The organism is Mycolicibacterium lacusdiani, assembly GCF_021916785.1.
Classification (GTDB): domain Bacteria; phylum Actinomycetota; class Actinomycetes; order Mycobacteriales; family Mycobacteriaceae; genus Mycobacterium; species Mycobacterium lacusdiani.
In genome coordinates this window covers 103,821-129,477 of sequence record NZ_JAKCFC010000012.1, presented here as the reverse complement: position 1 = coordinate 129,477, position 25,657 = coordinate 103,821, and the positions used below count along the sequence as shown (strand labels likewise).

The following is a 25,657-nucleotide window of genomic DNA, read 5'->3' as shown; positions in this document are numbered from 1 at the left end:
GCCATGAGCATGGCATCCGTACTCATTGCCGCCGACGAAACCGAAGGCACGGCGTCCGGGGGGACCGGCCCGCGCTACACACTGTTGCTGTCCACCGACTCCGAACTCGTGGACGCCGCCCAGCGGTTGCGCCACGAGGTGTTCACCTCCGAACCCGGGTTCGACCTGACCGGGTCGTCCGACGGGCGCGACGCCGATCGCTTCGACGAGTTCTGCGACCACCTGCTGGTACGCGAGGACGAGTCGCAGGAGATCGTCGGCTGCTACCGGATGCTGCCGCCGCCGGGTGCGATCGCCGCAGGCGGCCTCTACACGGCCACCGAGTTCGACGTCAGCGCGCTCGACGGCATCCGGCCGTCGATGGTCGAGATGGGTCGCGCCGTGGTGCGGCACGACCATCGCAACGGCGGCGTCGTGCTGCTGATGTGGGCGGGCATCCTCGCCTACCTGGACCGCTGCGGCTACGACTACGTGACCGGGTGCGTGTCGGTCCCAGTGCAGGGCGAACCCGGCGAGACGCCCGGAGCGGGGATCCGCGGTGTCCGCGACTTCGTGCGCAGGCGGCACGCGTCGGAGTACGTGGTGCGCCCGTACCGGCCGGTCGTGCTCGGCGGGCGGGGACTCGACGACATCGACCCGCCCTCGCGGGTGTCGGTGCCGCCGCTGATGCGGGGCTACCTGCGGCTGGGTGCCCGGGTGTGCGGCGACCCGGCCCACGACCCGGACTTCGGCGTCGGTGACTTCCCGGCGCTGCTGGACAAGCGGCAGGCCGACGTCCGATACCTGAAGCGGCTGCGGTCGGTCTCGGCCGCGGGCGACATGGCCGAGGGGATCGCCCGATGAGCAGCCACGGCCTGGTCGACCACGCCTGGCTGCCGCGGGCGTCGTGCGACTCGAGTTGCATCCGCGTCGACACCGTGACGGCCTCCCGCCCGGCGGTCGTGGCGCTGCGGACGGCCGCACGCATCGCCTGCGCCATCGTCGTGTTCCCGGCGTTCGCACTGCTCGCGCTGCCGCTGCCCGGGCGGTCGCGCCTGCAACGCCTCTACTGCCGGATGATGCTGCGCTGCCTCGGCGTGCGGATCACGGTGTCCGGCGGCCCGATCCGCAACCTCAGCGGCGTGCTGGTGGTCAGCGGCCACGTGTCCTGGATCGACGTCTTCACGATCGGCTCGGTGCTACCGGGGTCGTTCGTCGCCCGCGCGGACCTCGTCGACTGGCCGGGGCTGGGCCGAGTGGTCCGGCTGATGAAGATCATCCCGATCGACCGCAACGACCTGCGCCGGCTGCCCGGGGTGGTGCGCGCCGTCGCCGACCGACTGCAAGCGGGCAAGACCGTGGTGGCCTTCCCGGAGGGCACCACCTGGTGCGGCGTCGGATACGGACCGTTCAAGCCCGCGATGTTCCAGGGCGCGATCGACGCGGGACGCCCGGTGCAGCCGCTGCGTCTGAGCTACCACCACCGTGACGGCAGGCGTTCGACGGTGCCGTCGTTCATCGGCGACGACTCGTTGCTGCAGTCGATCAAACGGGTGATCACCACGCGTCAGACGGTGTGCCACGTGCACGTCTCGTCACTGCAGCTGCCCGGTGACGACCGGCGCGACCTCGCCGCACGCTGCGAGGCGGCGGTGCGCGGAACGTCGCGCACGCTGCCCACCCACCTGCACGTCGGCGGGGGCCACGCCCTGGTCGCCTAGGTCCGACCTGGCCTGCCGGTATCCTGGGTTGGCCATGACCGCCGTCTATCTAGATCACGCTGCCACGACCCCGATGCACCCCGCTGCGATCGAGGCGATGGTGGGTGCGCTGGCGACGGTGGGCAACGCGTCCTCGCTGCACACGACGGGCCGGGCGGCGCGGCGCCGGATGGAGGAGGCTCGCGAGGCGCTGGCCGGACTCCTGGGTGCCCGGCCGTCGGAGATCGTCTTCACCGCGGGTGGCACCGAGAGCGACAACCTGGCGGTCAAGGGCATCTTCTGGGCCCGCCGCGACGCCGACCCCCGCCGCACGCGCATCGTGACCACGCCGATCGAACACCACGCCGTCCTCGACGCCGTCGAATGGCTGGCCGAGCACGAAGGCGCCGACGTCACGTTCCTGCCGGTTCGCCCGGACGGGTCCGTGTCGCCCGCCGCGCTGCGCGAGGTCCTGCAGGACCACTGTGCAGCAGGCGACGTCGCCCTGGTGTCCATCATGTGGGCCAACAACGAGGTGGGCACCATCCTGCCGATCGCCGAACTCGCCGCCGTCGCAGCGGAATTCGACGTCCCCATGCACAGCGACGGCATCCAGGCCGTCGGTCAGGTCCCGGTGGACTTCGCCGTGAGCGGATTGTCGGCCATGAGCATCGCGGCCCACAAGTTCGGCGGTCCCGCGGCAGTCGGCGCGCTGCTGCTGCGGCGCGACACCCCGTGCGTCCCACTGCTGCACGGCGGCGGTCAGGAGCGCGACGTGCGTTCGGGCACGCCGGACGTGGCAGGCGCGGTGGCGATGGCCACCGCAGCCAAGATCGCCGTCGAGGGTCTGGACGCGCACCGCAGTCGCGTGTCCGCACTGCGCGACGCCCTGATCGACGGCGTGCTCGCGAGAATCGGCGACGTCGTGGTCAACGGCGCCGCGGGCGATGCCCGTCTCCCCGGCAACACGCACTTCACCTTCCGCGGGTGTGAGGGCGATGCGTTGCTGATGCTGTTGGACGCCAAGGGAATCGAGTGCTCGACCGGGTCGGCGTGCACGGCAGGAGTCGCCCAGCCGTCGCACGTGTTGATCGCGATGGGCGCTGATCCGGCGAGCGCCAGGGGATCGCTGCGACTGTCGCTGGGACACACCAGCACCGACGCCGACGTCGCCGCCGCGCTGGCGGTCCTGCCTGCGGCCGTCGACCGGGCCCGCCAGGCTGCACTGGCCAGCGCTGGATACGGGAAGTAGTCATGCGGGTTCTGGTCGCGATGAGTGGCGGCGTCGATTCCTCGGTGGCGGCGGCGCGGATGGTCGATGCCGGCCACGACGTCGTCGGTGTGCACCTCGCACTATCGGCCACGCCGGGCACCCTGCGCACCGGCTCGCGCGGCTGCTGCTCGAAGGAGGACGCCGGTGACGCCCGGCGCGTCGCCGACATCCTCGACATCCCCTTCTACGTATGGGATTTCGCGGACCGATTCGCCGAGGACGTCATCGACGACTTCGTCGAGTCCTACGCCAGGGGTGAGACCCCGAACCCCTGCGTGCGCTGCAACGAGCGGATCAAGTTCTCCGCCCTCGCTGCCCGGGCCGTCGCGCTCGGCTTCGACGTGCTGGCGACCGGGCACTACGCCCGGTTGTCCGAGGGCAGGTTGCGCCGCGCGGTCGACGCCGACAAGGACCAGTCCTATGTGCTGGGCGTGCTGACCGCGGAGCAGTTGGCGCGCGCCGCGTTCCCCATCGGCGACACACCCAAGCCGGCCATCCGCGAGGAGGCCGCCCGGCGCGGGCTGGCCGTCGCGCAGAAGCCCGACAGCCACGACATCTGCTTCATCCCGTCCGGTGACACCCAGGCGTTCCTCGGAGCCCGCATCGGCGTGCGGCGCGGCTCCGTCGTCGACGCGGGCGGCACCGTGCTGGCGGAGCACGACGGCGTGCACGGATTCACCATCGGGCAGCGCAAGGGTCTGGGCATCGCGGGACCGGGTGCGGACGGCAAGCCGCGCTACGTCACCGCCATCGACGCCGACAGCGGGACCGTGCGCGTCGGTGACGTCGCCGACCTCGACGTCAACGTGCTGACCGGCGAACGACCGGTGTTCACGTCCGGCCGGGCCTTCGACGGACCGGTCGAGTGCGAGGTGCAGGTACGCGCACACGGTGGGCTCGCGCCCGCGGTGGCCGAGATTCGCGACGGCAGGCTCGTCGCCCACCTGCGCAGCCCCCTGCGCGGTGTCGCGCCCGGACAGACCATGGTGCTGTACCGGCCGGACCCGGCAGGCGACGAGGTCATCGCCAGCGCCACGATCGTCGGCGCCGACCGCTAGGCCGGTACCTTCGCCAGCACGTTGGTCATCACGATGTCGGGCACCGTCGACGGGTATCCGCAGAAGGTGATCTCCACGAGCACCGCCGACTTGACCCGATAGTCACGCCCACACCTCGAGGTGCGGGTCTGCAACCCGTCCGCCGTGACGGTCCAGTCACCCACGTAGAGCGCACCCGACGACGTCGATCCACAGCGATCGACCAGCCCGGCCAGGTCGTCGAACGCCCGCCGCGCCGTGGCCGCGTCGCGGTAACCCGCGGCGCCCTGGGAGATCAGCGCGGCGTCGGGCGGGTCCTGATAGGTCGTCTTGTGGAATTCCTCGATCTCGGCGCCGAACGTCTGCGTCTCGACGAAGTACCACTGGCATTGCTCGGGTGCCGACTCGGCGAGCGCCACGATGTCGACGGGCTGCTTGCCGTCCATGCTCGGGATCACCGTGAGGTCCTCGCCCGCGCCGGTGATGGCCCTCATCTGCGTCTGTTCGAGCAGCACGGCGTCGACGTCCACGGGGGACATCGAGTCGTCGTCGATGCCCGGAATCGCGCGTACCGGCGAACCCGAGACGGTGTGCGCACAGGCGACCGTGGCGGCCAGGAGGACGGCGGCGGTGGGCCCGAGCAGCATGCGACGGATCGCGGCGGGCATGGCCCGAGACTAACGCGTCAGGTTCGGAATCGAATAGTGTTGGCCACGTGAGTGTTTTCGCGACGGCCACCGGCGTCGGCTCCTGGCCCGGTGTTTCCGCCCGAGACGCTGCCGAGGTGGTCGTGGGCGAGCTGACCACCCTGGCCCACCTGGTGGAGTTGCCCGGCCGCGGCGTCGGTGCGGACATGGTCGGCCGCGGAGCGGCGTTGCTGGTGGACATCGGCGTGGACACCGTGCCGCGCGGATACCGGATCGCCGCGGGCCGCAGCTCGGCGATGCGGCGTGCCGTCAGCCTGCTCGACGAGGACGTCGACGCGCTGGAGGAGGCCTGGGAGAAGGCCGGGCTGCGCGGTAGCGGACGGACCATCAAGGTGCAGGTACCGGGTCCCATCACGCTCGCCACGCATCTGGAACTTCCCGGTGGGCACCGCGCACTCACCGACCTGGCCGCAGTCCGCGACCTGGCGGCCTCCCTAGCCGAAGGGGTTCGTGCGCACCGCAACGAACTGGCCAGACGGCTCGACACGCACGTGGTCGTGCAGTTCGACGAGCCGTCGCTGCCCGCCGCGCTGCTGGGACGGCTGACGGGCGTTACCAGGTTCACCCCGGTCCATCCCGTCGACGAGGCGTTCGCAGGCAACCTGCTCGACGAATGCGTGGCCGCCGTGGGTGGCGAGGTCGCGCTGCACTGCTGTGCGTCAGACCTGCCGTGGAAGTTGTTGCAGCGCAGCGCCTTCAGCGCAGTGATGCTCGACGCGAGCCGCCTGGTCGTCACGGACCTCGACGGCATCGGCGAATTCGTCGAGTCGGGCCGCGTCGTGGTGCTGGGCGTGGTGCCGACCGCAGCGCCGGCCAGCCGCCCGGTGCCCGGGCAGATCGCGGCGACGGCCGCCGGGATCACCGACCGTCTCGGCTTCCCCCGTACGGTGCTGCGCGAGCGGATCGGCGTCTCGCCGGCCTGCGGACTGGCGGACGCGACGGCCGAGTGGGCCCGGACCGCGATCGAGCTGGCGCAGAAGGTTGCCGACGGCATCGCGGTGGACCCGGACTCGGCTTGAGTCGACTCATTCGCATCAGCACGCGCCAATCGTGATTGACGCGTGCGAAGATGGGCACGTGGCCCCATCCACGTGTGGTTCCGACGCCGTCGGCGGTTTGGCCGCAGCATTGCTGGCGGCCGGCGTGCTGGTGGCCGGCCCGGGTGTTGCGGTCGCATTCGGTGACCCTGGACCCCGACACTCCCATTCGCGTGACGATGCTCGCGACGGCCGTGGCGGCCGCGACGGTGGGAAGTCCCAGCGCGACGCTCGCGACGGCCGGGGTCAATCCGAGCGCGGCCGATCCGAGCGTGGCCAGTTCGAGCGTGACCAGCGCCGCGGCGACCGCGACTCCGCTGTCGGCGACCTCGGGTCCGACGGCGAGTGGGTCCCGAGCGGACCCGGTGACGTGCCGACCCCCGACGCATCGGCGCCCGAGCCCGCCGTTGCGGCACCGACGGCGCGCGTCGCTGCCCGAGCACCCGTCGCAGGCGAGGCGCCGCAGTCGCCATCGGTCTCGGCGGGGGAGACGCCATCGTTCGCGTCCGAGGCCACCGAGGAGTCCGGCGGCGACGGCGGTGGCGGCGCGGCCAACGAACCAGCCGACCCGCCGATCAGCCCGCGTGTCGTCGTCGGCAACGGACGCGTGCCCGGTGAGGGCAGCATGGACCTCGTCGAACCGCCGGTCGTTCGGGCGCCGATCATCCCTTCGGACGTCGAGCCACCAGCACCCGTCGTGGTCCCCGCGCAACCCCCCGCCGTGCTGCCGGTACCCGCGCCGATCAGCCCGGTCGACCAGTCGTCCGAGGCGACCCCGCCCTTGATGACGGCACCACCGGCCACCGGCGGCATCAGCGCGATGTGGGGTTTGGCGGGCCTGATCCTGGCGCCGCTGGCCGGGATCTGGCTGGGTTACCGGCAGGCGCGCGCCACCAAGGCCGCCGACCAAATGACGTCGTCGCTGGCGAGTCACTGAGCGCCAATTCTGGTTGCGCATCGGCAATTCGAGGGTATGCCCCTGCGATGAGCACACCACGCTTGATCGTAATCGGTAGTGGCCCCGCCGCCATCAGCGCAGTCGAGGCGTACCGCGAGCGACGGCCAGACGTACACATCCGCATCCTCACTGCCGACGACCGGCCGCCCTACGAACGCCCACCGTTGAGCAAGGACTACCTGCGCGGCGATACCGACGACGTGGATCTGCACCCTCGACAGTGGTTCGACGATCGGTCGATCGAGCTAACCCTGGAGTCGCCGGTGCGGCGCATCGACGTCGGGCGCCGTGTCGTCGAAGCCGCAGGCGGGCAGTTCGACTACGACGCGCTCATCGTGGCGTCGGGGGCCAGCCCGAAATCGCTCGAGGTCCCGGGTGGTGAGCGGGCATTGCTGCTGCGTTCGCTGTCGGACTCGACCCGGTTGCGTGCCGCAGCAGGTGCGGCACGCTCGGCCGTGGTGATCGGTGCCGGTTTCATCGGGTGCGAGGCTGCGGCGTCGCTTGCTCTCATGGGCCTCGAGGTGACCCTGGTGGCGCCCAGCGAGGTTCCGCAGCAGAAGCGGCTAGGCGACGAGGCGGGCCATAGGATCAAGGGCCTCGTCGAGGCGACGGGTGCGCGCTTCGCCGGCGGTTCGGGCGTGGCGTCGATTACCGGCGATGCGGTGCGCCTCGATGACGGTCGAACGATCACCGCCGACCTCGTCCTGGCAGCGACGGGCGTGGCGCCCAATGGCGCGATCGCCGAGGCGGCGGGCATCTCGCTCGAGGACGGTCGCATCCTGGTCGGCGCCGACATGCGCACGAACGTCGACGGCGTGTACGCGGCAGGCGACGTCGCGAAGGCGGTCAACTCCACCGCCGGGCGGGCGTTGGCGGTCGAGCACTGGCAGGACGCGATGGATCACGGCGAGGTCGCGGGCGCCTCCGCAGCGGGCGACGACGCATCCTGGTCCAGCGTTCCTGGCTTTTGGACCGAGATAGGCGACGCCGCAGTGAAGTACCACGCCTGGGGTGACGGGTACGACCGAAGCCGGTTCGTCGAGCGAGACGGTGGCTTCACGGTGTGGTACGAATCCGAGGGTCGCGCCGTCGGAGTCCTGACCTACGAGTCCGACGACGATTACGACCTCGGCGAGGAACTCATCGCCGCGGGCAAGCCCGCACCGGCCAGCTAGCGCCTGAGGTCCTTGCGCAAGATCTTGCCGGAGGCGGACTTCGGGATGGCATCGATGAACTCGACCTGCCGCACCTTCTTGTACGGGGCGACCTGGCCGGCCACGAACTCCATCACCGCGGCCGCGTCGAGGTCGTCACGCTCGGAGTTCTGCTTGACGACGAAGGCCTTCGGGATCTCCTCGCCGGAATCGGCGTCGTGCACGCCGATCACTGCGGCGTCGGCGATCGCGGGATGGCTCAGCAGCACTGCCTCGAGTTCTGCCGGCGGCACCTGGTAACCCTTGTACTTGATCAGTTCCTTGAGCCGGTCGACGATGTAGACGCACCCGGTGGAATCCACGCGAGCCAGGTCGCCGGTGTGCAGGAAGCCGTCGTCGTCGATGGTCTCGCGGGTGGCCTTGTCGTTGTTCAGGTAGCCGGTCATGACGTTCGGCCCCTTGAACCACAGCTCGCCGGTGTCACTGAGACCCGTTGCGGGCGGGTCGATCTCGTTGCCGGTCTCGGGGTCGATGATCTTGCTGGTCGCGTTGGGCACCGTCCACCCGCACGAGCTGAGCGGGGCGACCGCTCCGACCATCTCCTGCCCGCCGTCGAACGGCGACACGTGGCTCACGGGGCTCAGTTCGCTCATGCCGTAGCCCTGCACCAGCGCGCACCCCAGTCGCTCGGCGACGGCGCGACCCAGGTCCTCGTCGAGCGGCGCCGCACCGGACATGATGCCGCGCAGGCTCGACAGGTCGAACTCCTCGATCAGCGGATGCTTCGCCAGCGCCACGGCGACCGGCGGTGCGATGAACGCATACGTGCACTTGCGCTCGGCGATGTTGCGAAGGAACTCGCTCAGGTCGAAGCTCGGCATGATGACGAGCTGCGCCCGGGCGTGCATCGCGGCGTTCAAGAGCACCGTCATGCCGTAGATGTGGAAGAACGGCAGCACGGCCAGGATGCGGTCGTCGGACTGCATGCCCTGCAGCGGCCGGATCTGTGCCACGTTGGCCGTGAGATTGCTGTGGGTGAGCATGACGCCCTTGGGGTTTCCCGTGGTGCCCGAGCTGTACGGCAGTACCGCGAGGTGCTCGGCCGGGTCGAACGTCACCTCGGGCGCGGGCAGTGCCGGGCCCAGCAGGTCCGCCGCGTTGGGGTGCCCGTCGGCCTCGGCGCCGGGCCCGTCCAACACGATCAGCGCACCGCCGTCGAGCCCGACCGCCGCAGCGGCCTCGGCGGCCTGGGGGAGCAGCACGGACACCGTGACCAGCATCTTGGCCTGCGAGTCGGTCAGCTGCTTGGCGATGTCCTTCGCGGTGAACAGCGCGTTGACCGTGGTCGCGGTGGCGCCCGAGCGAAGGATGCCGTGGAAGGCGATCGCGAATGCGGAGCTGTTGGGGGCCAGCAGCGCGACGACGTCGCCGACGCCGATGCCGCAATCGGCGAGCGCGCCTGCGAAGGCGTCGATCTTGGCGATCATGTCGCGGTAGCTGGTCTCGGTACCGGTCTTGGCGTCGAAGAGCGCGATGCGGTCGGCATCGGACTCGTCGAGATCACCGAACAGGTAGTCGTAGACACTCGTCGTCGGAACGTGGACCTGGGGGAAGGGGCTGTCGAAACTCATCTCGCCTCCGATCGAACCATGTCGCTGCGGCTGCCGGTCAACGTTGGTCGAGCTGCTCGATCAGTTTGCGCGATGCGACCAGACGAAACGACGTGTCGACCAGCTCGGCGACCTCGGTCCAGTCGACCTCGGCCACGGAGAAGTCCAAGCCCAGCCAGCCGTAGGCACCCAGATAGGCGGGGTAGAACACCCGCGGGTCGTCCTCGAGGGCGGCACGTTCGGAGTCGTCGACCTTGACCAGCACGCAGTTCGGCACGGTGCGCATCGGGCCCGATTCCTTGGTGCTGCCGCCGTAGATCGCGAACATCTTCGGCGCGCAGAACACCGGACGGCCGTGCGACACCTTCTCGAAGGCGTCGGGGAAGCCCAGGGCGATGGCCCGCAGCTCGGCCAGCCCGGGATCGTCCTCGCGGAATACGATCGGGTGCGGCACCTGATCATGCTATCCGATCGGCGGAGCTGGAAAGTTAGGCAAGACTAACTAGGACCCCGAGCCCGGCGGTGGTGTCGGCCGGCTCCGATAATCTGCCTGGGTGAACGCCGAGCCCGAAACGCCCGCCGACCCCGTCGCACCGGACGTCCGGCGCGCGTGGCAGGAACTGGCCGAGGAAGTGCGAGGCCATCAGTTCCGCTACTACGTCAAGGACGCTCCCGTCGTCTCCGACGGCGAGTTCGACGCGCTGCTCGGCCGACTCAACGCGATGGAGGAAGAGCATCCCGAGCTGCGGGTGCCGGACTCGCCGACACAACTGGTCGGCGGTGCGGGCTTCGCCACCGAGTTCGCCCCTGCCGACCACCTCGAGCGGATGCTCAGCCTGGACAACGTCTTCAACTCCGACGAACTCAGCGCCTGGGCCGCTCGGCTGACCGGCGAGGTGGGCGACGACCCGGAGTTCCTGTGCGAACTCAAGATCGACGGCGTCGCACTCGCGCTGGTGTACCGCGACGGCAAGCTCGAGCGGGCAGCCACCCGCGGCGACGGCCGCACCGGTGAGGACGTCACACTAAACGCCCGCACGATCGACGACGTGCCCGAGCGGCTCACCCACAGCAACGATTACCCGGTGCCCACCGTGCTAGAGGTGCGCGGCGAGGTGTTCTTCCGGGTCGCCGACTTCGAGGACCTCAACGCGGGACTGGTCGCCGAGGGCAAGCCGCCGTTCGCCAACCCGCGCAACAGCGCAGCGGGATCGCTGCGGCAGAAGAACCCGGCCATCACCGCCCGCAGACGGCTGCACATGATCTGTCACGGTCTCGGCCGCACCGAGGGGTTCACGCCCACCACGCTGCACGATGCGTACCTCGCGCTGAAGGCGTGGGGACTGCCGGTCTCGACCCACACCACCCGCGTCAAGGGTGTCGCCGCGGCCGCCGAGCAGGTGACCTACTGGGGCGAGCACCGCCACGACGTCGAGCACGAGATCGACGGCCTCGTCGTCAAGGTCGACGACGTGTCACTGCAACGGCGGCTCGGTGCCACGTCGCGGGCACCCCGGTGGGCGATCGCCTATAAGTACCCACCCGAGGAGGCCACCACCAGGCTCCTCGACATCCGGGTCAACGTCGGGCGCACCGGGCGAGTCACCCCGTTCGCCTACATGGAACCGGTGAAGGTCGCCGGTTCGACGGTCGGATTGGCGACGCTGCACAACGCGTCGGAGGTCAAGCGCAAGGGCGTGCTGATCGGCGACACGGTCGTGATCCGCAAGGCAGGCGACGTGATTCCCGAGGTGCTCGGCCCGGTCGTCGACGCGCGCGACGGCTCCGAGCGCGAGTTCGTGATGCCCACCGAGTGTCCGGAGTGCGGCACCACGCTGGCACCGGCCAAGGAGGGCGACGCCGACATCCGCTGCCCCAACGCCCGATCCTGCCCAGCGCAGTTGCGCGAGCGCGTGTTTCACGTCGCCGGCCGCGGCGCGTTCGACATCGAGGGACTGGGCTACGAGGCGGGTATCGCCCTGCTGCAGGCAGGCGCGATCACCGACGAGGGCGACCTGTTCACCCTCACCGAGGACGACCTGCTGCGCACGCAACTCTTCACGACCCAGAAGGGGGAGCTGTCGGCCAACGGCAAGCGGTTGCTGGCCAACCTTGGCAAGGCCAAGCAGCAGGCGCTGTGGCGCGTCTTGGTGGCGCTGTCGATCCGGCACGTCGGGCCCACCGCCGCGCGGGCGCTGGCGAGCGAGTTCGGCAGCCTGGAGGCGATCGAGGCCGCCTCCGAGCAGCAGCTGGCGTCATCCGAAGGCGTCGGGCCGACCATCGCCGCGGCGGTGGTCGAGTGGTTCACCGTCGACTGGCATCGCGCCATCGTCGACAAGTGGCGCGCTGCGGGGGTGCGCATGGCCGACGAACGCGACGCCTCGATCGAACGCACGCTGGACGGCATGTCGATCGTGGTCACCGGATCGCTGACCGGCTTCTCCAGGGACGAGGCCAAGGAGGCGATCCTCGCGCGCGGCGGCAAGGCAGCGGGGTCGGTGTCGAAGAAGACGGCCTACGTGGTCGCCGGTGACGCACCGGGCTCGAAGTACGACAAGGCAATCGAACTGGGCGTGCCGGTGCTCGACGAGGACGGGTTCCGGCGGCTGCTGGAGAACGGCCCGGAGCCCGCGCCCGAACCCGCACCCGAACCCGAGCCTGAACCGGAAGACGCCTAGCGGTACCCGCGCCGCATGTCCTCGACGACGCGCGGATCGTCCAGCGTCGAGGGCTCCAGCGTGACGGGGGCGACGTCGCCGCCGAATACCGTCGCGGCGTCGAGCACGCTCTGGTTCAGGAACCGAAGCTGCGGAACGTCGTTCGGCATCGTCGGCGCCGGGGGTTCGGTGCCGCGTCGGGCCAACGCGAAGCCCCAGTCGCCGAACGTCGGGACGTCGACGTGGTATGGCGTCACCGCGTATCCGGCCGACCGGATCGTCGACACCGTGCGCCAGAACGCCATCGGCGTCGAGTACGGGCTACCCGCCTGCACCACCACCAGCGCGTCGGGGGCCAGCGCGCGGGTGAGCAGCGCGTAGAACTCCGTCGAGTACAGCCTGCCCAGGACCGGGTTGTCCGGATCGGGCATGTCGACGATCACCGCGTCGAACCCGCCGGCGGGCAGCAGCGTCGGGTCGGGCTCGCGCAGCCAGGTCATGGCGTCGGCGATGACCACCCGCACCCGTGGATCGTCGAGCGCGCCGGCATTGGCCTCGCGCATCGTCGTGCGGGCCAGGCGCACCACGTCCGGGTCGAGTTCGACCTGGACGATGTCCTCGATACCCGGTTGCCGCAGCAGTTCCCGCGCGGCGAGGCCGTCGCCGCCACCCAGCACGAGCACCGACCGCGCGCCGGCACCGAGCGCCGGGTACACCAGGCTCTCGGTGTAGCGGTACTCGTCGCGCGTCGAGAACTGCAGCCCGCCATCGAGATACAGGCGCATGTCCGATCCGCGCCGCGTCACGACGATCTCCTGGTACGCGGAGCGCTCGTAGGCGATGATCGGATCCGCGTACAGGCGCTGACGCGACGTGGTCTCGATCCCGTTCGCGCTCACCATCACCCCGGCGAGCGTCGCGAAGGCCACCGCGAGCACGCACAGCGCGCCGACGAGCTGGCGGACGCCGACCACCGTCCGCAGCACGAACACCGCCACCACCGCGGCCGCGACCAGGTTGACCATGCCGGTCACCGCCGCACCGCGGATCATCCCGAGCGCGGGCAGGACCACGAACGGCCATGCCAATCCGCCCAGCAGCGCCCCTAGGTAGTCGGCTGCGTTGAGGTTCGCAAGCACCCGGCCCGCGTCGGTCGCACCCGCCGTGCGCCCGCGTTGCAGCAGCGTCATCAACAGCGGCACCTCAGCGCCGACGAGGACGCCGATCAGCGCCGTGCCCAGCACGAGCACCCAGGTCGAACTGCCGACGAAGGCGAACGTCACGTACAGCACCGTCGCCGACAGCCCGCCGATGATGCCGAGCAGCGTCTCCACCGCGATGAACGTGATGGCAGCGTGGCCCAGCAGGGGCTTGACCAGCAGGCCGCCCACCCCGAGAGCGGCGACGTACCCGGCGACGATCAACGACGTCGCGACGATCCCGCCGCCGTTGAGGCTCGCCGAAAGCGTCAGCAGCGCAAGCTCGTAGATCAATCCGCACGCCGCGCAGGCGGCCACGGCCGCGAGCAGTATCGAGCGCCATCGCGGGGAACGCGTGCGCTGGGCGCCCGGTTCGGACGCTCCCGGCAACTCCGCCGGATCCGTCGCCACGGTCACGACAGGGCCGCGGCGTTGACCCCTCCCACGGCCAGCATGATCACGGCGGTCGCGATCGCCGCCGGGTGCAGCCGCTCGGCCTCGACGAGGTCGCGGAACCGTCCGGGCACCACGGCTTCGAGCACCGCGAGAGCAGCGCCCTGCAGGGCCACGCCGATCAATCCGTACACCAGCGCGTCGAACAGCCCCTGCCCCAGTTCGTCGGCGCTGGCCAGGATCGACGACACGACGACCAGCGCCAGTGCCGCGTACATGGCCGACGCCACGGCCACCGCGTTCGGCCGGTACTCGATGAACACCAGGCGACGCAGCTTGCCCGGGGTCAGTAGGTCGACCACGACGAAGCCCACGCCGAGCACCACCATGCCGACGACGAAGTACAGCAACGCCGCGACGACGTTCTGCAGCGTCGCGTCGGCGCTGACGGATCCGAACTCGACGAGGGCCTGATGCATCGGTGTCTCCTAGGTCTTGGTCCGGGTGGGCGCTACTTGGGGCCGTCGGGTCCGCCGGAGCCACCGCCCGATCCGCCGGCGGGCGATCCGGGAAAGAACCCCGGGCCGAGGAAGATGAAGCCGCCGCCTCGATACCCCGAGTTGATGTCCTCGACGCGAATCGTGCACGGCCGGTTGCCATCCGGGCCGACCACCACGATGTCGTCCTCGTAGCGCAGGTACTCGCTGCCGCGGTCTGTGGCGCGAGCGTCGGGTGCGGCGACGGCCGAGAGGTCGTCGGCCACGCTGGCAGGCTGGCCCGAGCACTCGTAGAGGTTGGCGTCGGCCGTGGTGGCGTACCGCTGATAGGTGCGGTCGATGTGGGACCGGATGTCCGGCGTCGCGCTCGCGCCGAGGGCGAGGCACAGCACGGCGGCGAGTGCGAGCACTCCGGACAGCAGGAACAGTCGCCCGCGGCTCACGGCTGCCACCTGCTCTCGGTGTGCACGACGGTCCCGCCGTGCGCGGCGGGGTAGAGGTGCCACGTCCGCCAGCGCCAGCCCGGGCCGTCGGGTGCGGCCGCGAGCGCGGTGAGCGCCGCGTCGTCACCGGGGAACGTGCCGCCGAGCCAGCCGGTGTCGTCCGCGCAGCACCTGCGCAGCTCGGCCGCGAGCGCCCGGAAGGACGGCTCGTCGTGTTCGGTGCTGCTGGAGGTCAATTCGTAACCGGGGGCGTCGGCGTGGTGAGGCAGGTGGTCGTCGGAGGTCGGCGCGATGCACGAGACCTGCTCGGAGAAGGGTGCGCCGCCGTCGTGCTCGGCGGTGATGACGTGCGAGGCGCCGAGGATGCCCAGGGTCAGCGCTCCGCCGTCGGGGTGGTCGAGGCGGTGCGTGGCCAACGGACGTGGCGCAGCGGCGTTGAGCGCCAGCCGCAGGACGGCGCCGCTGATGTCGGCCGGTGAAACCGCCAGCTCGTGCAACGGCAAGGGCGTGACCTACGCGCCGGCCGGCGGGGCCGGGTAGACGGTCAGCTCGCCGGGCCGCACCTTGGTGCCGACCGAGATCTCCCACGGCATCCCGGGTGCCCAGCGTTCGAAGCCGAGAAGCTTGGTCTCGTCGTCACTGGCGTAGTCGACGAAGTCGACGTCGCCGCCTGCGGGCAACCCCGTGGTCCCCTCGGTGGTGTAGCCGGCGCTGCCGCGCTCGGTCTCGCGGAAGCGGATGCCGTCGACGACGTGCTCGCCGCCCGGCTCGAGTTGGAGGTCGTTGCGGCGTACCCACGTCACCAGCTCGAGTCGGCCCTCGTCCTCTTCCACGCTGAACCACACCGGCTGGGTGCCGGAGGCGGAGTCGTCACCCTTGCCACCTTCGAGGAGGTGTTCCCACCACACGAACGGGCCCTGGCGCAGCGTGACCGAACCGCGGACGACGTAGTCGGTGCTGCCGTGGCTGACGATGGCGCCGGGGCCGAGCTGGGTGGGCCCGAACGTGGCGGTCTGCGAGGCGAACTGCAGCGGATCCTGACGCTGCTTCGGGGCACCCTTCTTGGGTCGCCGCAGTGCCATGACGAACACGACGACGGCAGCGAGCCCCAACAGGATCGCCAGGATGACCAGTAGATCTCCCACGCGGAACCCCCTGTTACGCCGACGAATGGAATCACTTCACCGTAACAGCGCAGCCGAAGGCGATCTTCAGCGAACTCTCAGCGAAGGATCGTCGCGACGATGCCCGCGAGGTAGCCGAGCCGCGCGACCTCGGAGGGCCGGAACGCCGGACCGCCGGGGCGGCCCAGCAGCACCGCCGTGCTGGCGTCACCCAGCGGGGCAGCGGCCAGCGTGGTGTCGATGTCGCGCCACACCTGGGGCAGCCATTCGGCGGCACCGTCGAGAGCCATGGCGCGCTCGAGCGGCAGCCAGGGCGCTGCGGCCGCCTGGGTTTCGGGAGCGCCGTGGCTGCCCGCGACGCGCTCGGGCCCGGAGTCGGTGAGCCGCACCACCGTGCACCACCCGACGCGCAACACCTTGGGTGCCTCGTCGACGAGCACCTGCAGTTTCGCCGGCGTGCCGCGCGCTGCCGCGATGTGATCGACCAGCTCGAGTTCGCGGTGCGCCTCCAGCAGCCCGGTGTGCGGCCGGATGCTGTCGACGTACACGCCTTCGAGCCGTTCGGCGGCGGTGATCAGCATGTCGGGCATCGCGCCGGGGGGCAGATCCACCACCAGGTCGTCGACGGCGTACCCGGCGCCTCGCTCGACGACGTCGAGGGACAGGATGTCGGCGCCGACCGACCCGAGGGCCACGGCGAGCGATCCGAGGCGGCCGGGCCTGTCCTCGAGTTCGACTCGCAGCAGATACGACGGCACGCGCACACCCTTACACGGAGGGCAGGAGCGGAGCGACTCGGGAAGTCTGCACGGAGGGCAGGAGCGGAGCGACTCGGGAAGTCTGTACGGAGGGCAGGAGCGGAGCGACTCGGGAAGTCAACCCAGGGGGCAGCACGTGAGCACCCCGGCCGTGGCCACCACTAGGCTTCCTTCTCGTGTCTCAGATATCGCGGGACGACGTCGCTCACCTCGCGCGCCTCGCCCGGCTCTCCCTGACCGACGGCGAGCTCGAGGGCTTCGCCGGCCAGCTCGACGCGATCCTGGCCCACGTCGGCCAGATCCAGGCCGTCGACGTCACCGGTGTGGAGGCCACCGACAATCCGCTCGCGGCCCGGCGGGCTGCGGCGAAGCGGCCCGCGGACGGGTTGAGCGACGTCACCCGGCCCGACGTCGTCGATCCGTGCCTCACGCAGGACGAGGCGCTGGCCGCCGCGCCCAACGCGACCGAAGGCAGGTTCGCGGTGCCGCGCATCTTGGGAGAAGCCGAATGAACGACTTGATTCGGATGGACGCGGCGACGCTCGGCGCCCGGATCGCGGCCAAGGAGGTGTCCTCGGTCGAGGTCACCCAGGCGCATCTCGACCAGATCGCCGCGACCGACGACCGGTACCACGCCTTCCTGCACGTGGCGGGCGACGAGGCGCTGGCCGCCGCGGCCGCCGTCGACGCGTCGGTCGCCGCGGGCGAGACGCTGCCGTCGCCGCTGGCCGGGGTGCCGCTGGCGCTCAAGGACGTCTTCACCACCACCGACATGCCCACGACGTGTGGCTCCAAGATCCTCGAGGGCTGGCGGTCGCCGTACGACGCGACGGTGACCACACGGCTGCGCGCCGCCGGTGTGCCGATCCTGGGCAAGACCAACATGGACGAGTTCGCCATGGGCAGCTCGACGGAGAACTCGGCCTACGGCCCCACCCGCAACCCGTGGAACGTCAACCGCGTGCCCGGCGGCTCGGGTGGCGGCAGCGCCGCGGCGCTGGCCGCGTTCCAGGCGCCGCTGGCGATCGGCTCCGACACCGGCGGCTCGATCCGTCAGCCGGCTGCACTGACCGCCACCGTCGGGGTGAAACCCACCTACGGCACGGTCTCGCGCTATGGGCTCATCGCCTGTGCGTCGTCGCTCGATCAGGGTGGGCCGTGCGCGCGCACCGTGCTGGACACCGCGCTGCTGCACCAGGTGATCGCCGGTCACGACCGCCGTGACTCGACCTCGGTCGACGCCGAGGTGCCCGACGTGGTCGGCGCGGCGCGGGCCGGGGCCCACGGTGACCTCGCAGGCGTGCGGGTCGGGGTGGTCAAGCAGTTGCGCAGCGGTGAGGGCTACCAGCCCGGCGTGCTCGCATCGTTCACCGCCGCGGTCGACCAGCTGACCGAACTGGGCGCCGAGGTCGTCGAAGTCGACTGCCCGCACTTCGACTACTCCATGGCCGCCTACTACCTGATCCTGCCGTCGGAGGTGTCGAGCAACCTTGCTCGCTTCGACGCGATGCGCTACGGGCTGCGGGTCGGCGACGACGGCACGCACAGCGCCGAAGAGGTGATGGCGCTGACCCGGGCGGCCGGTTTCGGCCCAGAAGTCAAGCGCCGCATCATGATCGGCACCTACGCGCTCTCGGCCGGGTACTACGACGCCTACTACAACCAGGCGCAGAAGGTCCGCACGCTGATCGCACGCGACCTCGACCGGGCCTACGAGAAGGCCGACGTCCTGATCTCGCCCGCGACACCGACGACCGCGTTCCCGCTCGGCGAGAAGGTCGACGACCCGCTGGCCATGTACCTGTTCGATCTGTGCACGCTGCCGCTGAATCTCGCCGGACACTGCGGGATGTCGGTGCCGTCGGGACTGTCGCCCGACGACGGTCTGCCCGTCGGCCTGCAGATCATGGCGCCGGCGCTGGCCGACGATCGGCTCTACCGGGTGGGTGCGGCATACGAGGCCGCACGCGGCGAGCTGCTGACCGCGCTGTAGCGACCTGGCTCCGCGGAGCCAGTCCCGGATCACCCCGCAGGGGGATGGCGTGAGGGCCGAAACGCCATAGCATTTGGCCCGTGAACAGGCCAATGGGTTTCGTGGAGTGGTTGCGGCACGGTCGATGGTCGGCCTGGTTGCTGGTGGCCGTCACCGGGATTCTCTACGTGGTGGCCTGGCCGACGCTCTTCCTCACCCATGAGGTTCCGGCGGCACTGGCACCCATCGTCGCCGGGCTCGCCGCCTTGCCGCTCCTGCTCGTCCTGGTCAATCCGCTTCTGGCATGGTCGATCTCGGCCGCCTCCGCGGTGCTGATCCCGCTGTTCTTCAACCGGCTGGCGTCGTGGAACTACCCGTGGCAGGTCGTGCACGTCATCGTGCTGCTGGTGTCGATCGTCGCCGTGGCCTGGACCCGGCCGCTGCCGGTCGTGGTCAAGGTGTGGCTGGCATCGACCCTGCTGTTCCTCGTGGCCATGCCGGGGCACGTGGACGGCGGTTGGGCCTTCGGCGTCACCGCCATCGTGTTCGCCGTGATGCTGGTGCGGTGGCTGGTCCTGTCGCGGCGGCAGGTCGCCCAGCTCGAGGAGGAGGGCGAATTGGAGCGGGCCAGGCGCACGGTCCTGCAGGAGCGCACCAGGATTGCGCGGGACCTGCACGACGTGGTCGCCCACCACATGTCGATGGTCGTGGTGTCGGCGCAGACCGCGCCGTACCGCCACGCCGACGTGCCGCCGAGTCTGCAGGCGGAGTTCGAGACGATCGCCGCCACCGGGCGCCAGGCGCTCAACGAGATACGTGGACTGCTCGGGGTGTTGCGCAGCGGCTCCGAACCGGTCGAACTCGCACCCGCGCCGACGATCGCCGACCTCCCGGAGCTGTTCACCGCAACGCAGCGGGCGGGCGTGCCGCTGACGTGGCGGATCGACGGGTCGACCGAGTGGGTCGGGGACCTGGTCGAAACGGCGGCGTACCGCATCGTCGCCGAGTGCCTGGCCAACGCCGCGCGTCACGCACCGGGGTTGGCGGTGAACGCCGAGGTGAGCATCACCGTCGACGGTGTGGGCGTCGAGATCCGCAACGGCATGGCCCAGCAGTCGTGGGAGCCGCCGGTCCCCGGTCTCGGCATCGCGGGCATGCGCGAGAGGGCCGCGGCAGTCGGCGGCATGGTCGCCATCCACGACACCGAGGGCGAGTTCGTCGTCTGGTCCTACCTGCCGTGCGTCCCGGCTAGCGTGACGGGGTGCCCGGCCTGACGATCACCGTCTTCATCGCCGACGATCAAGCCATGGTCCGGCAGGGCTTCGGCGCACTGCTGAACGCCCAGCCCGACATCGAGGTGATCGGGGACGCGGCCAACGGGCGGGACGCCGTGGCCGGTGTGCACGCGCTCGCACCCGACGTCGTGCTGATGGACGTGCGGATGCCCGAGATGAACGGGCTCGACGCGGCGTGCGAGATCCTCGCGGAGACCACGGCGAAGGTGCTGATGCTGACGACGTTCGACCTCGACGACTACGTCTACGCGGCGCTGCGCGCGGGAGCCAGTGGGTTTCTGCTCAAGGACGCGCCCGCCGAGGAGCTGATCAGAGCGGTCCGGGTCATCGCCGCCGGCGATGCGCTCTTGGCGCCCTCGGTCACCCGGCGGATGATCGCGGACCTCGTCGGCAGGCACGCCCCGCCGCGTCGCTCGGCCGACGAGCTGGCGCGCCTGACGCCGCGGGAGACCGAGGTACTGGAGGCGATGGCCCGCGGCATGTCGAACGCGGAGATCGCGAGTGAGTTCGTGGTGTCCGAGGAGACCGTGAAGACCCACGTCGGCAGGGTCTTCGCCAAGCTCGGTCTGCGCGACCGCGCCCAAGCCGTCGTGGTCGCCTACGAGTCCGGTCTGGTGTCGCCGTTCGCTCGCTGACCCGCCGTCGAGCCGGGAAGGGGCGAAGCTGGCAGGATCGGTAATCATGCGCACGCGAGGAACGGACTAGACATGCGGATCGGAGTGCTCACCGGCGGCGGTGACTGTCCCGGCCTCAACGCCGTCATCCGGGCCGTCGTGCGGACGTGCAACGTCAGGTACGGCTCGACGGTGGTCGGCTTCCTCGACGGTTGGCGGGGACTGTTGGAGGACCGGCGCATCCAGCTGGCCAACGACGATCGCAACGACCGCCTGCTCGGCAAGGGCGGCACCATCCTGGGCACCGCGCGCGTCAACCCGGACAAGCTGCTCGCGGGCCTCGACCAGATCAAGCAGACGCTCGAGGACAACGGCATCGACGTGTTGATCCCCATCGGCGGCGAGGGCACGCTCACTGCCGCGCACTGGCTGTCGCAGGAGAACGTCCCGGTCGTCGGGGTGCCGAAGACCATCGACAACGACATCGATTGCACCGACGTCACTTTCGGCCACGACACCGCACTGCAGGTGGCCAGTGAGGCGATCGACCGGCTGCACAGCACCGCCGAGTCGCATCAGCGGGTGATGCTCGTCGAGGTGATGGGCAGGCACGCGGGGTGGATCGCGCTCAACGCGGGCCTGGCCTCGGGTGCGCACATGACCCTGATCCCCGAGCAGCCGTTCGACGTCGAGGAGGTGTGCCGTCTGGTCAAGCAGCGGTTCGTGCGGGGCGACTCGCACTTCATCTGCGTGGTCGCCGAGGGCGCCCGGCCCGCAGAGGGCTCGATGCTGCTGCGCGACGGCGGCATCGACGAGTTCGGGCACGTCCGGTTCACCGGCGTCGCCCACCAGCTCGGCGTGGAGATCGAGAAGCGGATCAAGAAGGAAGTGCGCACGACGGTGCTCGGCCACGTGCAACGTGGCGGCACCCCTACGGCGTACGACCGCGTGCTGGCGACGAGGTTCGGCGTCAACGCCGCCGACGCCGCGCACGCAGGCGAATACGGGATGATGGTGTCGCTGCGCGGCCAGGACATCGGACGGGTGCCGCTCGCCGACGCCGTGCGCCAGCTGAAGCTGGTCCCGCAGAGCCGCTACGACGACGCCGCGGAGTTCTTCGGCTGACCTCCTCCGGCGCGCTGCCCGAGCGGTCCGCCCGGCCACTAGGATCGACGCCATGACAGTCGCAGAAGCAGAACTCCTCGACTACGACGAGGTGGTCGAACGCTACGACCCCGTCATGGGCATGGAGGTCCACGTCGAGCTGTCGACGGAGACCAAGATGTTCTGCGGCTGCCCCAACCGGTTCGGTGGCGAGCCCAACACCCAGGTCTGCCCGGTGTGCCTGGGGCTGCCCGGCTCGCTGCCGGTGCTCAACCAGCAGGCCGTCGAGTCCGCGATCCGCATCGGGCTGGCGCTCAACTGCGACATCGCCCCGTGGGGCCGGTTCGCCAGGAAGAACTACTTCTACCCCGACCAGCCGAAGAACTATCAGATCAGCCAGTACGACGAGCCCATCGCCGTCGACGGCTACCTCGACGTGCCGCTCGACGACGGCACCACGTGGCGCATCGAGATCGAGCGTGCCCACATGGAGGAGGACACCGGCAAGCTGACCCACCTCGGCAGCGACACCGGCCGCATCGAGGGTGCGACGACGTCGCTGCTGGACTACAACCGGGCAGGCGTGCCGCTGATCGAGATCGTCACCAGGCCCATCGAGGGCACCGGTGCCCGTGCCCCCGAGATCGCCCGCGCCTACGTCACTGCTCTGCGAGACCTGTTGCGCCGCCTGGGCGTATCGGACGTACGCATGGATCAGGGCTCGATGCGCTGTGACTCCAACGTGTCGCTGATGCTCAAGGGCGCCACGGAGTTCGGCACCCGTACCGAGACCAAGAACGTCAACTCGCTGCGCAGCGTGGAGGTGGCGGTGCGCTACGAGATGCGGCGCCAGGCAGCCGTTCTGGAGGCGGGCGGCCGGATCATCCAGGAGACGAGGCACTTTCACGAGTCCGGTTACACCACGGCGGGCCGCAGCAAGGAAGAGGCGCAGGACTACCGGTACTTCCCGGAGCCCGACCTCGAACCCGTGACCCCCAGCGTCGAACTCGTCGAACGGCTGCGCGACACCATTCCCGAGCTGCCGTGGCTGACCCGCAAGCGAACCCAGCAGGAGTGGGGAGTGTCCGACGAGGTCATGCGCGACCTCGTCAACGCCGGAGCCGTCGAACTCGTCTCGGCCACCGTGGATCACGGCGCCTCCAGTGAGGCCGCGCGCGCCTGGTGGGGCAACTTCCTGGTGCAGAAGGCGAACGAGGCAGGCGTGGAACTCGATGCACTGCCCATCAGCCCCGCGCAGGTCGCGCAGGTCATCGGACTGGTCGACGGGGGAAAGCTGTCGAACAAGCTCGCGCGTCAGGTCATCGAGGGCGTGCTGGCCGGCGAGGGTGAACCCGAGCAGGTGATGACCGACCGCGGGCTGGCCGTGGTCCGCGACGACTCGGTGATCAAGGCTGCCATCGAGGAGGCGCTCGCCGCCAACCCGGGCATCGCCGAGAAGATCCGCGGCGGCAAGGTGCAGGCTGCCGGGGCGATCGTGGGCGCGGTGATGAAGGCCACCAAGGGGCAGGCGGATGCCGCCCAGGTACGCGAGATGGTCATCGCGGCCTGCAGCTGAGGCGGGCCGTTCCCGTGATGACGCCACAGGATCTGGTCTACCGCCTGCTGCAGCAACCGCTGCGGCTGCTCTCGCTGCGCTCGATCGTGATCGTCGGCCAGCTCGGGGTGATCATCCTCGTGCTGGTGCTCGGCGTGTGGGTGTGGGTCGGTGTCACCAACGACCAGTACAGCCAGCTCGACCGGCGGCTGGACTCGCTGAGCAGCCTCGGTGACGTCAACACGCTGCTGCGCAGCGCTCAGGAGGAGGACCCGAGCCCGACGTCGGACGACGGCGGGTTCGTGCGGACCGCGAGGATCGGCCCCGCCACGGTGTCGAACCCCGCCGACATCGTGCTGCCCGAACTCCCGAACGGCTACGCGGACACCACGATCGACGGCGTCGCCTACCGCGTCCGGACCATCGACACCGGCACCGCGTCGATCGCGCTCGGGGCGCCGCTGGCCGACACCATCGACCGCATCGACGCCCTGCACTGGCGGGTGTTCTGGATCTGCTCCGGCGTGATCGTCGGCACGCTGCTGATCGGCTGGGTCATCTCGCTGATCATGGTCAACCCGTTCCGCATGCTGGCCCAGCAGGCCCGTGCGATCAACGCCCAGTCCAACCCGGACGAGGTTCAGGTGCGCGGGGTCTGGGAGGCCGTCGAGATCTCCGAGGCGGTCGAGGGCATGCTGGCGCGGATCGGTGACGAGCAGCAGCGCACGCGCGCGGCACTCGAATCGGCGCGCGACTTCTCCGCCGTCGCATCGCACGAGCTGCGGACGCCGCTGACTGCCATGCGGACCAACCTCGAGGTGCTCCTGACCCTCGACCTGGGTCCGGAGCAGCGCAAGGAGGTCATCGGCGACGTCATGCGCACCCAAACTCGCATCGAGGCGACGCTGACCGCACTCGAACGCCTCGCCCAGGGCGAGCTGACCACCTTCGACGACTTCGTGCCGGTCGACGTCACCGAGCTACTCGACCGCGCGGCACACGACGCCAGGCACAACTACCCGGACGTCGACGTCGCGCTGGGGTCGTCGACGACCGTGCTGATGCTGGGCCTGCCCGCCGGCCTGCGTCTAGTGATCGACAACGCGATCGCCAACGCCGTCAAGCACGGCAACGCCACCCAGGTCCGGCTCAGCGTGCTGAGTTCGGCGACCGGGGTCGAGATCGCGGTCGACGACAACGGCTCCGGGGTGCCGGAGGAGGAGCGCACCGCGGTGTTCGAGCGCTTCCACCGTGGGACGACGGCATCGCGCTCGGGCTCCGGTCTGGGGCTGGCACTGGTCGCACAACAGGCTGAATTGCACGGTGGCACGGCGTCATTGGAGGTGAGCCCGATGGGTGGCACCCGGCTGATGCTCAGGCTGCCCGGCCCGCAGCAGCACCAACAGCTCGACGTGCCTGCCCGGCCTGCCGGTTAGGTCTTCTCGTCGCTGCTGCGCGGGAACCCGCCCTGCGGGAACAGCGGGAACACCACGTCGTCGAGCCGCTCGGCGTCGCCTGAGGTCTTGTTGATCGTCGCGCCCCACACGTTGCCGTCGGGCGACAGCTGCAGGGCCCACACGTGGCCCCGGGTGTCCTGCCGCAGCACCTCCGGCTCGCCGGTGACGGCGCCGGTGTCGGGCGCCATGCGCACCGCGACGGTCTGCTTGGTGTTCACCAGGTTGACCAGCACCGTGCCGTCCTGCGCGGCGCAGCCCGCCACGCCGGGACGGTCGGGCCAGGACCACACCGTCGACACCTTCGAGTCCTTGGTGATGCGCTGCAACCGGTCGCCGGTGGGGGTGCGGTCGGTCACGTACAGCGAGCCGTCGGCAGGGTCGATGCACAGTCCGCCGCCGGCACCGATGCCGCTGAGCGCGGTCGTCGGAGGCGCGGGGTTGACCGTCGTCGGCGCCTCGATGCGCAGCAGCTTGCCCGCCAGCGAACCGGGATCCGATGCCTGCGCGGGATTGCCGGCGTCCCCGGTCAGCACCGCAAGCGTCGTCGGGCTGGTGAACTTGAGCGCACCGGTGTTCCCGGTGGTGCCCTTCGGGATGCCGGTCAGGATGGGCTTGGGCACGTCGCCGTCGGCGATGCGGATGACCCGGTTGTCGCTGGGCGTGCTGACCAGCGCGTACATCAGTCGGTCCTGGGAGTAGGTGGGGGACAGCACGATGTCGAGCAGCCCGCCGTCGCCGGACGGATCCACCGGCAGCACCAGCTTGACCTTGGGTTCGGCGTTGGTCGCCACTTCCTTGACCGCCCCGGTCAGCCGCTCGGCCACCAGGGCAGACTTGCTGTCCGGCCCCATGATCAGACCGCTGGTGCTCTCCAGGCAGCCCTGCATGACGCCCGGCGCGGGGCACTCCTTGGGGAACGGCTGACCCGGCAGTGGGGGCGGGGGAGGCGGCGGGGAACTCGATCCGGGCTCGAGCGCCGGCTCGGTGGTGAACGGTTCGGACTGGGCTGCATCGAATCGCGCGCAGCCGGACCCAACCAGCACCGCGCTGCACAGCAGCACCAGCACACCCCGCATCGGCCGGTGCAGTCTCATGCAGGCCAGGTTACGGATCGTTCGGCGATGCTCGCCACGC

Annotated in this window: 25 protein-coding genes; 15 read left to right on the top strand and 10 right to left on the bottom strand. The window is 70.3% G+C overall.

The genetic code is table 11. The annotated features are described in order from the left end of the window. Window positions 1–3: 3 nt before the first annotated feature. Genes LOK44_RS26760 through mnmA form a run of 4 tightly spaced genes read left to right on the top strand, consistent with a single transcriptional unit; the run spans window position 4 to window position 4,010 of the window. A complete protein-coding gene (locus LOK44_RS26760; protein WP_237573113.1) occupies window positions 4–843 on the top strand; it encodes a GNAT family N-acetyltransferase in 840 nt (279 codons plus the stop codon). Then, window positions 840–1,700 (top strand): lysophospholipid acyltransferase family protein, encoded by an 861-nt coding sequence (locus tag LOK44_RS26755; RefSeq protein ID WP_237573112.1) that lies wholly within the window; start codon window positions 840–842, stop codon window positions 1,698–1,700. Before LOK44_RS26760 ends, LOK44_RS26755 begins: the two co-directional genes overlap by 4 nt. Before the next feature lie 34 nt (window positions 1,701–1,734). Next, on the top strand, window positions 1,735–2,931 hold the full coding sequence (locus LOK44_RS26750; RefSeq protein WP_237573111.1) for a cysteine desulfurase family protein: 1,197 nt from the start codon (window positions 1,735–1,737) through the stop codon (window positions 2,929–2,931). Between the two features lie 2 nt (window positions 2,932–2,933). After that, window positions 2,934–4,010, top strand: a complete 1,077-nt coding sequence (mnmA, locus tag LOK44_RS26745; RefSeq protein WP_237573110.1) for a tRNA 2-thiouridine(34) synthase MnmA — start codon at window positions 2,934–2,936, stop codon at window positions 4,008–4,010. Here the strand turns inward: mnmA and LOK44_RS26740 are convergent. Further along, on the bottom strand, window positions 4,007–4,657 hold the full coding sequence (locus LOK44_RS26740; protein WP_237573109.1) for a sensor domain-containing protein: 651 nt from the start codon (window positions 4,655–4,657) through the stop codon (window positions 4,007–4,009). The two genes, mnmA and LOK44_RS26740, sit on opposite strands and share 4 nt — an antisense overlap. 47 nt (window positions 4,658–4,704) lie before the next feature. Between LOK44_RS26740 and LOK44_RS26735 the strand changes: the two genes are divergently transcribed. The 3 genes from LOK44_RS26735 to LOK44_RS26725 are packed head-to-tail and all read left to right on the top strand — an operon-like array spanning window position 4,705 to window position 7,866. Beyond that, on the top strand, window positions 4,705–5,715 hold the full coding sequence (locus tag LOK44_RS26735; protein WP_237573108.1) for a uroporphyrinogen decarboxylase/cobalamine-independent methonine synthase family protein: 1,011 nt from the start codon (window positions 4,705–4,707) through the stop codon (window positions 5,713–5,715). A gap of 58 nt (window positions 5,716–5,773) precedes the next feature. Beyond that, the gene (locus tag LOK44_RS26730; RefSeq protein WP_237573107.1) at window positions 5,774–6,670 is read left to right on the top strand and encodes a hypothetical protein; all 897 of its coding nucleotides are present in this window, start codon (window positions 5,774–5,776) and stop codon (window positions 6,668–6,670) included. Between the two features lie 47 nt (window positions 6,671–6,717). Beyond that, a complete protein-coding gene (locus tag LOK44_RS26725; RefSeq protein ID WP_237573106.1) occupies window positions 6,718–7,866 on the top strand; it encodes an NAD(P)/FAD-dependent oxidoreductase in 1,149 nt (382 codons plus the stop codon). Here LOK44_RS26725 and LOK44_RS26720 read toward each other — a convergent pair. Both LOK44_RS26720 and LOK44_RS26715 read right to left on the bottom strand, forming a co-directional pair. Beyond that, window positions 7,863–9,476, bottom strand: coding sequence for a 4-coumarate--CoA ligase family protein (locus LOK44_RS26720; RefSeq protein ID WP_237573105.1), 1,614 nt, complete (start codon window positions 9,474–9,476; stop codon window positions 7,863–7,865). The genes LOK44_RS26725 and LOK44_RS26720 overlap by 4 nt on opposite strands. A gap of 37 nt (window positions 9,477–9,513) precedes the next feature. Then, entirely contained in the window at window positions 9,514–9,909 is a 396-nt protein-coding gene (locus tag LOK44_RS26715) for an MmcQ/YjbR family DNA-binding protein (RefSeq protein WP_237573104.1), read from the bottom strand. A gap of 100 nt (window positions 9,910–10,009) precedes the next feature. Here LOK44_RS26715 and ligA point away from each other — a divergent pair, with 100 nt between their 5' ends. After that, a complete protein-coding gene (ligA, locus tag LOK44_RS26710; RefSeq protein WP_237573103.1) occupies window positions 10,010–12,133 on the top strand; it encodes an NAD-dependent DNA ligase LigA in 2,124 nt (707 codons plus the stop codon). Here the strand turns inward: ligA and LOK44_RS26705 are convergent. The 6 genes from LOK44_RS26705 to LOK44_RS26680 all read right to left on the bottom strand — a co-directional run bounded on the left by LOK44_RS26705 (window position 12,130) and on the right by LOK44_RS26680 (window position 16,526). After that, window positions 12,130–13,701 carry a polyamine aminopropyltransferase gene (locus tag LOK44_RS26705; RefSeq protein ID WP_237573192.1) on the bottom strand — a complete coding sequence of 524 codons (1,572 nt, stop codon included), beginning with the start codon at window positions 13,699–13,701 and terminating at the stop codon, window positions 12,130–12,132. The two genes, ligA and LOK44_RS26705, sit on opposite strands and share 4 nt — an antisense overlap. A 23-nt stretch (window positions 13,702–13,724) precedes the next feature. Then, entirely contained in the window at window positions 13,725–14,183 is a 459-nt protein-coding gene (locus LOK44_RS26700; protein ID WP_237573102.1) for a DUF350 domain-containing protein, read from the bottom strand. A 32-nt stretch (window positions 14,184–14,215) separates the two neighbouring features. Then, the gene (locus LOK44_RS26695) at window positions 14,216–14,644 is read right to left on the bottom strand and encodes a DUF4247 domain-containing protein (RefSeq protein ID WP_237573101.1); all 429 of its coding nucleotides are present in this window, start codon (window positions 14,642–14,644) and stop codon (window positions 14,216–14,218) included. Continuing rightward, a complete protein-coding gene (locus tag LOK44_RS26690) occupies window positions 14,641–15,147 on the bottom strand; it encodes a DUF2617 family protein (RefSeq protein ID WP_237573100.1) in 507 nt (168 codons plus the stop codon). The genes LOK44_RS26695 and LOK44_RS26690 overlap by 4 nt, the downstream gene beginning before the upstream one ends. A 9-nt stretch (window positions 15,148–15,156) precedes the next feature. Continuing rightward, entirely contained in the window at window positions 15,157–15,789 is a 633-nt protein-coding gene (locus tag LOK44_RS26685) for a DUF4178 domain-containing protein (RefSeq protein WP_237573099.1), read from the bottom strand. A gap of 77 nt (window positions 15,790–15,866) precedes the next feature. Further along, window positions 15,867–16,526 carry an ACT domain-containing protein gene (locus LOK44_RS26680; RefSeq protein ID WP_237573098.1) on the bottom strand — a complete coding sequence of 220 codons (660 nt, stop codon included), beginning with the start codon at window positions 16,524–16,526 and terminating at the stop codon, window positions 15,867–15,869. A gap of 176 nt (window positions 16,527–16,702) precedes the next feature. Here LOK44_RS26680 and gatC point away from each other — a divergent pair, with 176 nt between their 5' ends. The 7 genes from gatC to LOK44_RS26645 all read left to right on the top strand — a co-directional run bounded on the left by gatC (window position 16,703) and on the right by LOK44_RS26645 (window position 24,502). Further along, a complete protein-coding gene (gene gatC / locus LOK44_RS26675) occupies window positions 16,703–17,038 on the top strand; it encodes an Asp-tRNA(Asn)/Glu-tRNA(Gln) amidotransferase subunit GatC (protein WP_237573097.1) in 336 nt (111 codons plus the stop codon). Continuing rightward, window positions 17,035–18,519: an Asp-tRNA(Asn)/Glu-tRNA(Gln) amidotransferase subunit GatA gene (gene gatA, locus LOK44_RS26670; RefSeq protein ID WP_237573096.1), complete on the top strand. Its 1,485-nt coding sequence runs from the start codon at window positions 17,035–17,037 to the stop codon at window positions 18,517–18,519. Before gatC ends, gatA begins: the two co-directional genes overlap by 4 nt. A gap of 80 nt (window positions 18,520–18,599) precedes the next feature. Next, window positions 18,600–19,772: a sensor histidine kinase gene (locus LOK44_RS26665; RefSeq protein ID WP_237573095.1), complete on the top strand. Its 1,173-nt coding sequence runs from the start codon at window positions 18,600–18,602 to the stop codon at window positions 19,770–19,772. Continuing rightward, entirely contained in the window at window positions 19,769–20,428 is a 660-nt protein-coding gene (locus LOK44_RS26660) for a response regulator (RefSeq protein ID WP_237573191.1), read from the top strand. Before LOK44_RS26665 ends, LOK44_RS26660 begins: the two co-directional genes overlap by 4 nt. Window positions 20,429–20,500: 72 nt before the next feature. Then, window positions 20,501–21,532 (top strand): ATP-dependent 6-phosphofructokinase, encoded by a 1,032-nt coding sequence (locus LOK44_RS26655; protein WP_237573094.1) that lies wholly within the window; start codon window positions 20,501–20,503, stop codon window positions 21,530–21,532. Between the two features lie 52 nt (window positions 21,533–21,584). Next, window positions 21,585–23,087, top strand: a complete 1,503-nt coding sequence (gene gatB / locus LOK44_RS26650; RefSeq protein ID WP_237573093.1) for an Asp-tRNA(Asn)/Glu-tRNA(Gln) amidotransferase subunit GatB — start codon at window positions 21,585–21,587, stop codon at window positions 23,085–23,087. 17 nt (window positions 23,088–23,104) lie between these two features. Beyond that, window positions 23,105–24,502 carry a sensor histidine kinase gene (locus LOK44_RS26645; protein WP_237573190.1) on the top strand — a complete coding sequence of 466 codons (1,398 nt, stop codon included), beginning with the start codon at window positions 23,105–23,107 and terminating at the stop codon, window positions 24,500–24,502. Here LOK44_RS26645 and LOK44_RS26640 read toward each other — a convergent pair. Continuing rightward, window positions 24,499–25,599, bottom strand: a complete 1,101-nt coding sequence (locus LOK44_RS26640; RefSeq protein ID WP_237573189.1) for a PQQ-dependent sugar dehydrogenase — start codon at window positions 25,597–25,599, stop codon at window positions 24,499–24,501. The genes LOK44_RS26645 and LOK44_RS26640 overlap by 4 nt on opposite strands. Between the last annotated feature and the right edge of the window lie 58 nt (window positions 25,600–25,657).

Bases quoted from the DNA above. Each gene is read 5' to 3' on its own strand.
- LOK44_RS26760 (WP_237573113.1), top strand. From the start codon at position 4: ATGAGCATGGCATCCGTACTCATTGCCGCCGACGAAACCGAAGGCACG.
- LOK44_RS26755 (WP_237573112.1), top strand. From the start codon at position 840: ATGAGCAGCCACGGCCTGGTCGACCACGCCTGGCTGCCGCGGGCGTCG.
- LOK44_RS26750 (WP_237573111.1), top strand. From the start codon at position 1,735: ATGACCGCCGTCTATCTAGATCACGCTGCCACGACCCCGATGCACCCC.
- mnmA (WP_237573110.1), top strand. From the start codon at position 2,934: ATGCGGGTTCTGGTCGCGATGAGTGGCGGCGTCGATTCCTCGGTGGCG.
- LOK44_RS26740 (WP_237573109.1), bottom strand. From the start codon at position 4,657: ATGCCCGCCGCGATCCGTCGCATGCTGCTCGGGCCCACCGCCGCCGTC.
- LOK44_RS26725 (WP_237573106.1), top strand. From the start codon at position 6,718: ATGAGCACACCACGCTTGATCGTAATCGGTAGTGGCCCCGCCGCCATC.
- LOK44_RS26720 (WP_237573105.1), bottom strand. From the start codon at position 9,476: ATGAGTTTCGACAGCCCCTTCCCCCAGGTCCACGTTCCGACGACGAGT.
- LOK44_RS26700 (WP_237573102.1), bottom strand. From the start codon at position 14,183: ATGCATCAGGCCCTCGTCGAGTTCGGATCCGTCAGCGCCGACGCGACG.
- gatA (WP_237573096.1), top strand. From the start codon at position 17,035: ATGAACGACTTGATTCGGATGGACGCGGCGACGCTCGGCGCCCGGATC.
- LOK44_RS26655 (WP_237573094.1), top strand. From the start codon at position 20,501: ATGCGGATCGGAGTGCTCACCGGCGGCGGTGACTGTCCCGGCCTCAAC.
- gatB (WP_237573093.1), top strand. From the start codon at position 21,585: ATGACAGTCGCAGAAGCAGAACTCCTCGACTACGACGAGGTGGTCGAA.
- LOK44_RS26645 (WP_237573190.1), top strand. From the start codon at position 23,105: ATGACGCCACAGGATCTGGTCTACCGCCTGCTGCAGCAACCGCTGCGG.
- LOK44_RS26640 (WP_237573189.1), bottom strand. From the start codon at position 25,599: ATGCGGGGTGTGCTGGTGCTGCTGTGCAGCGCGGTGCTGGTTGGGTCC.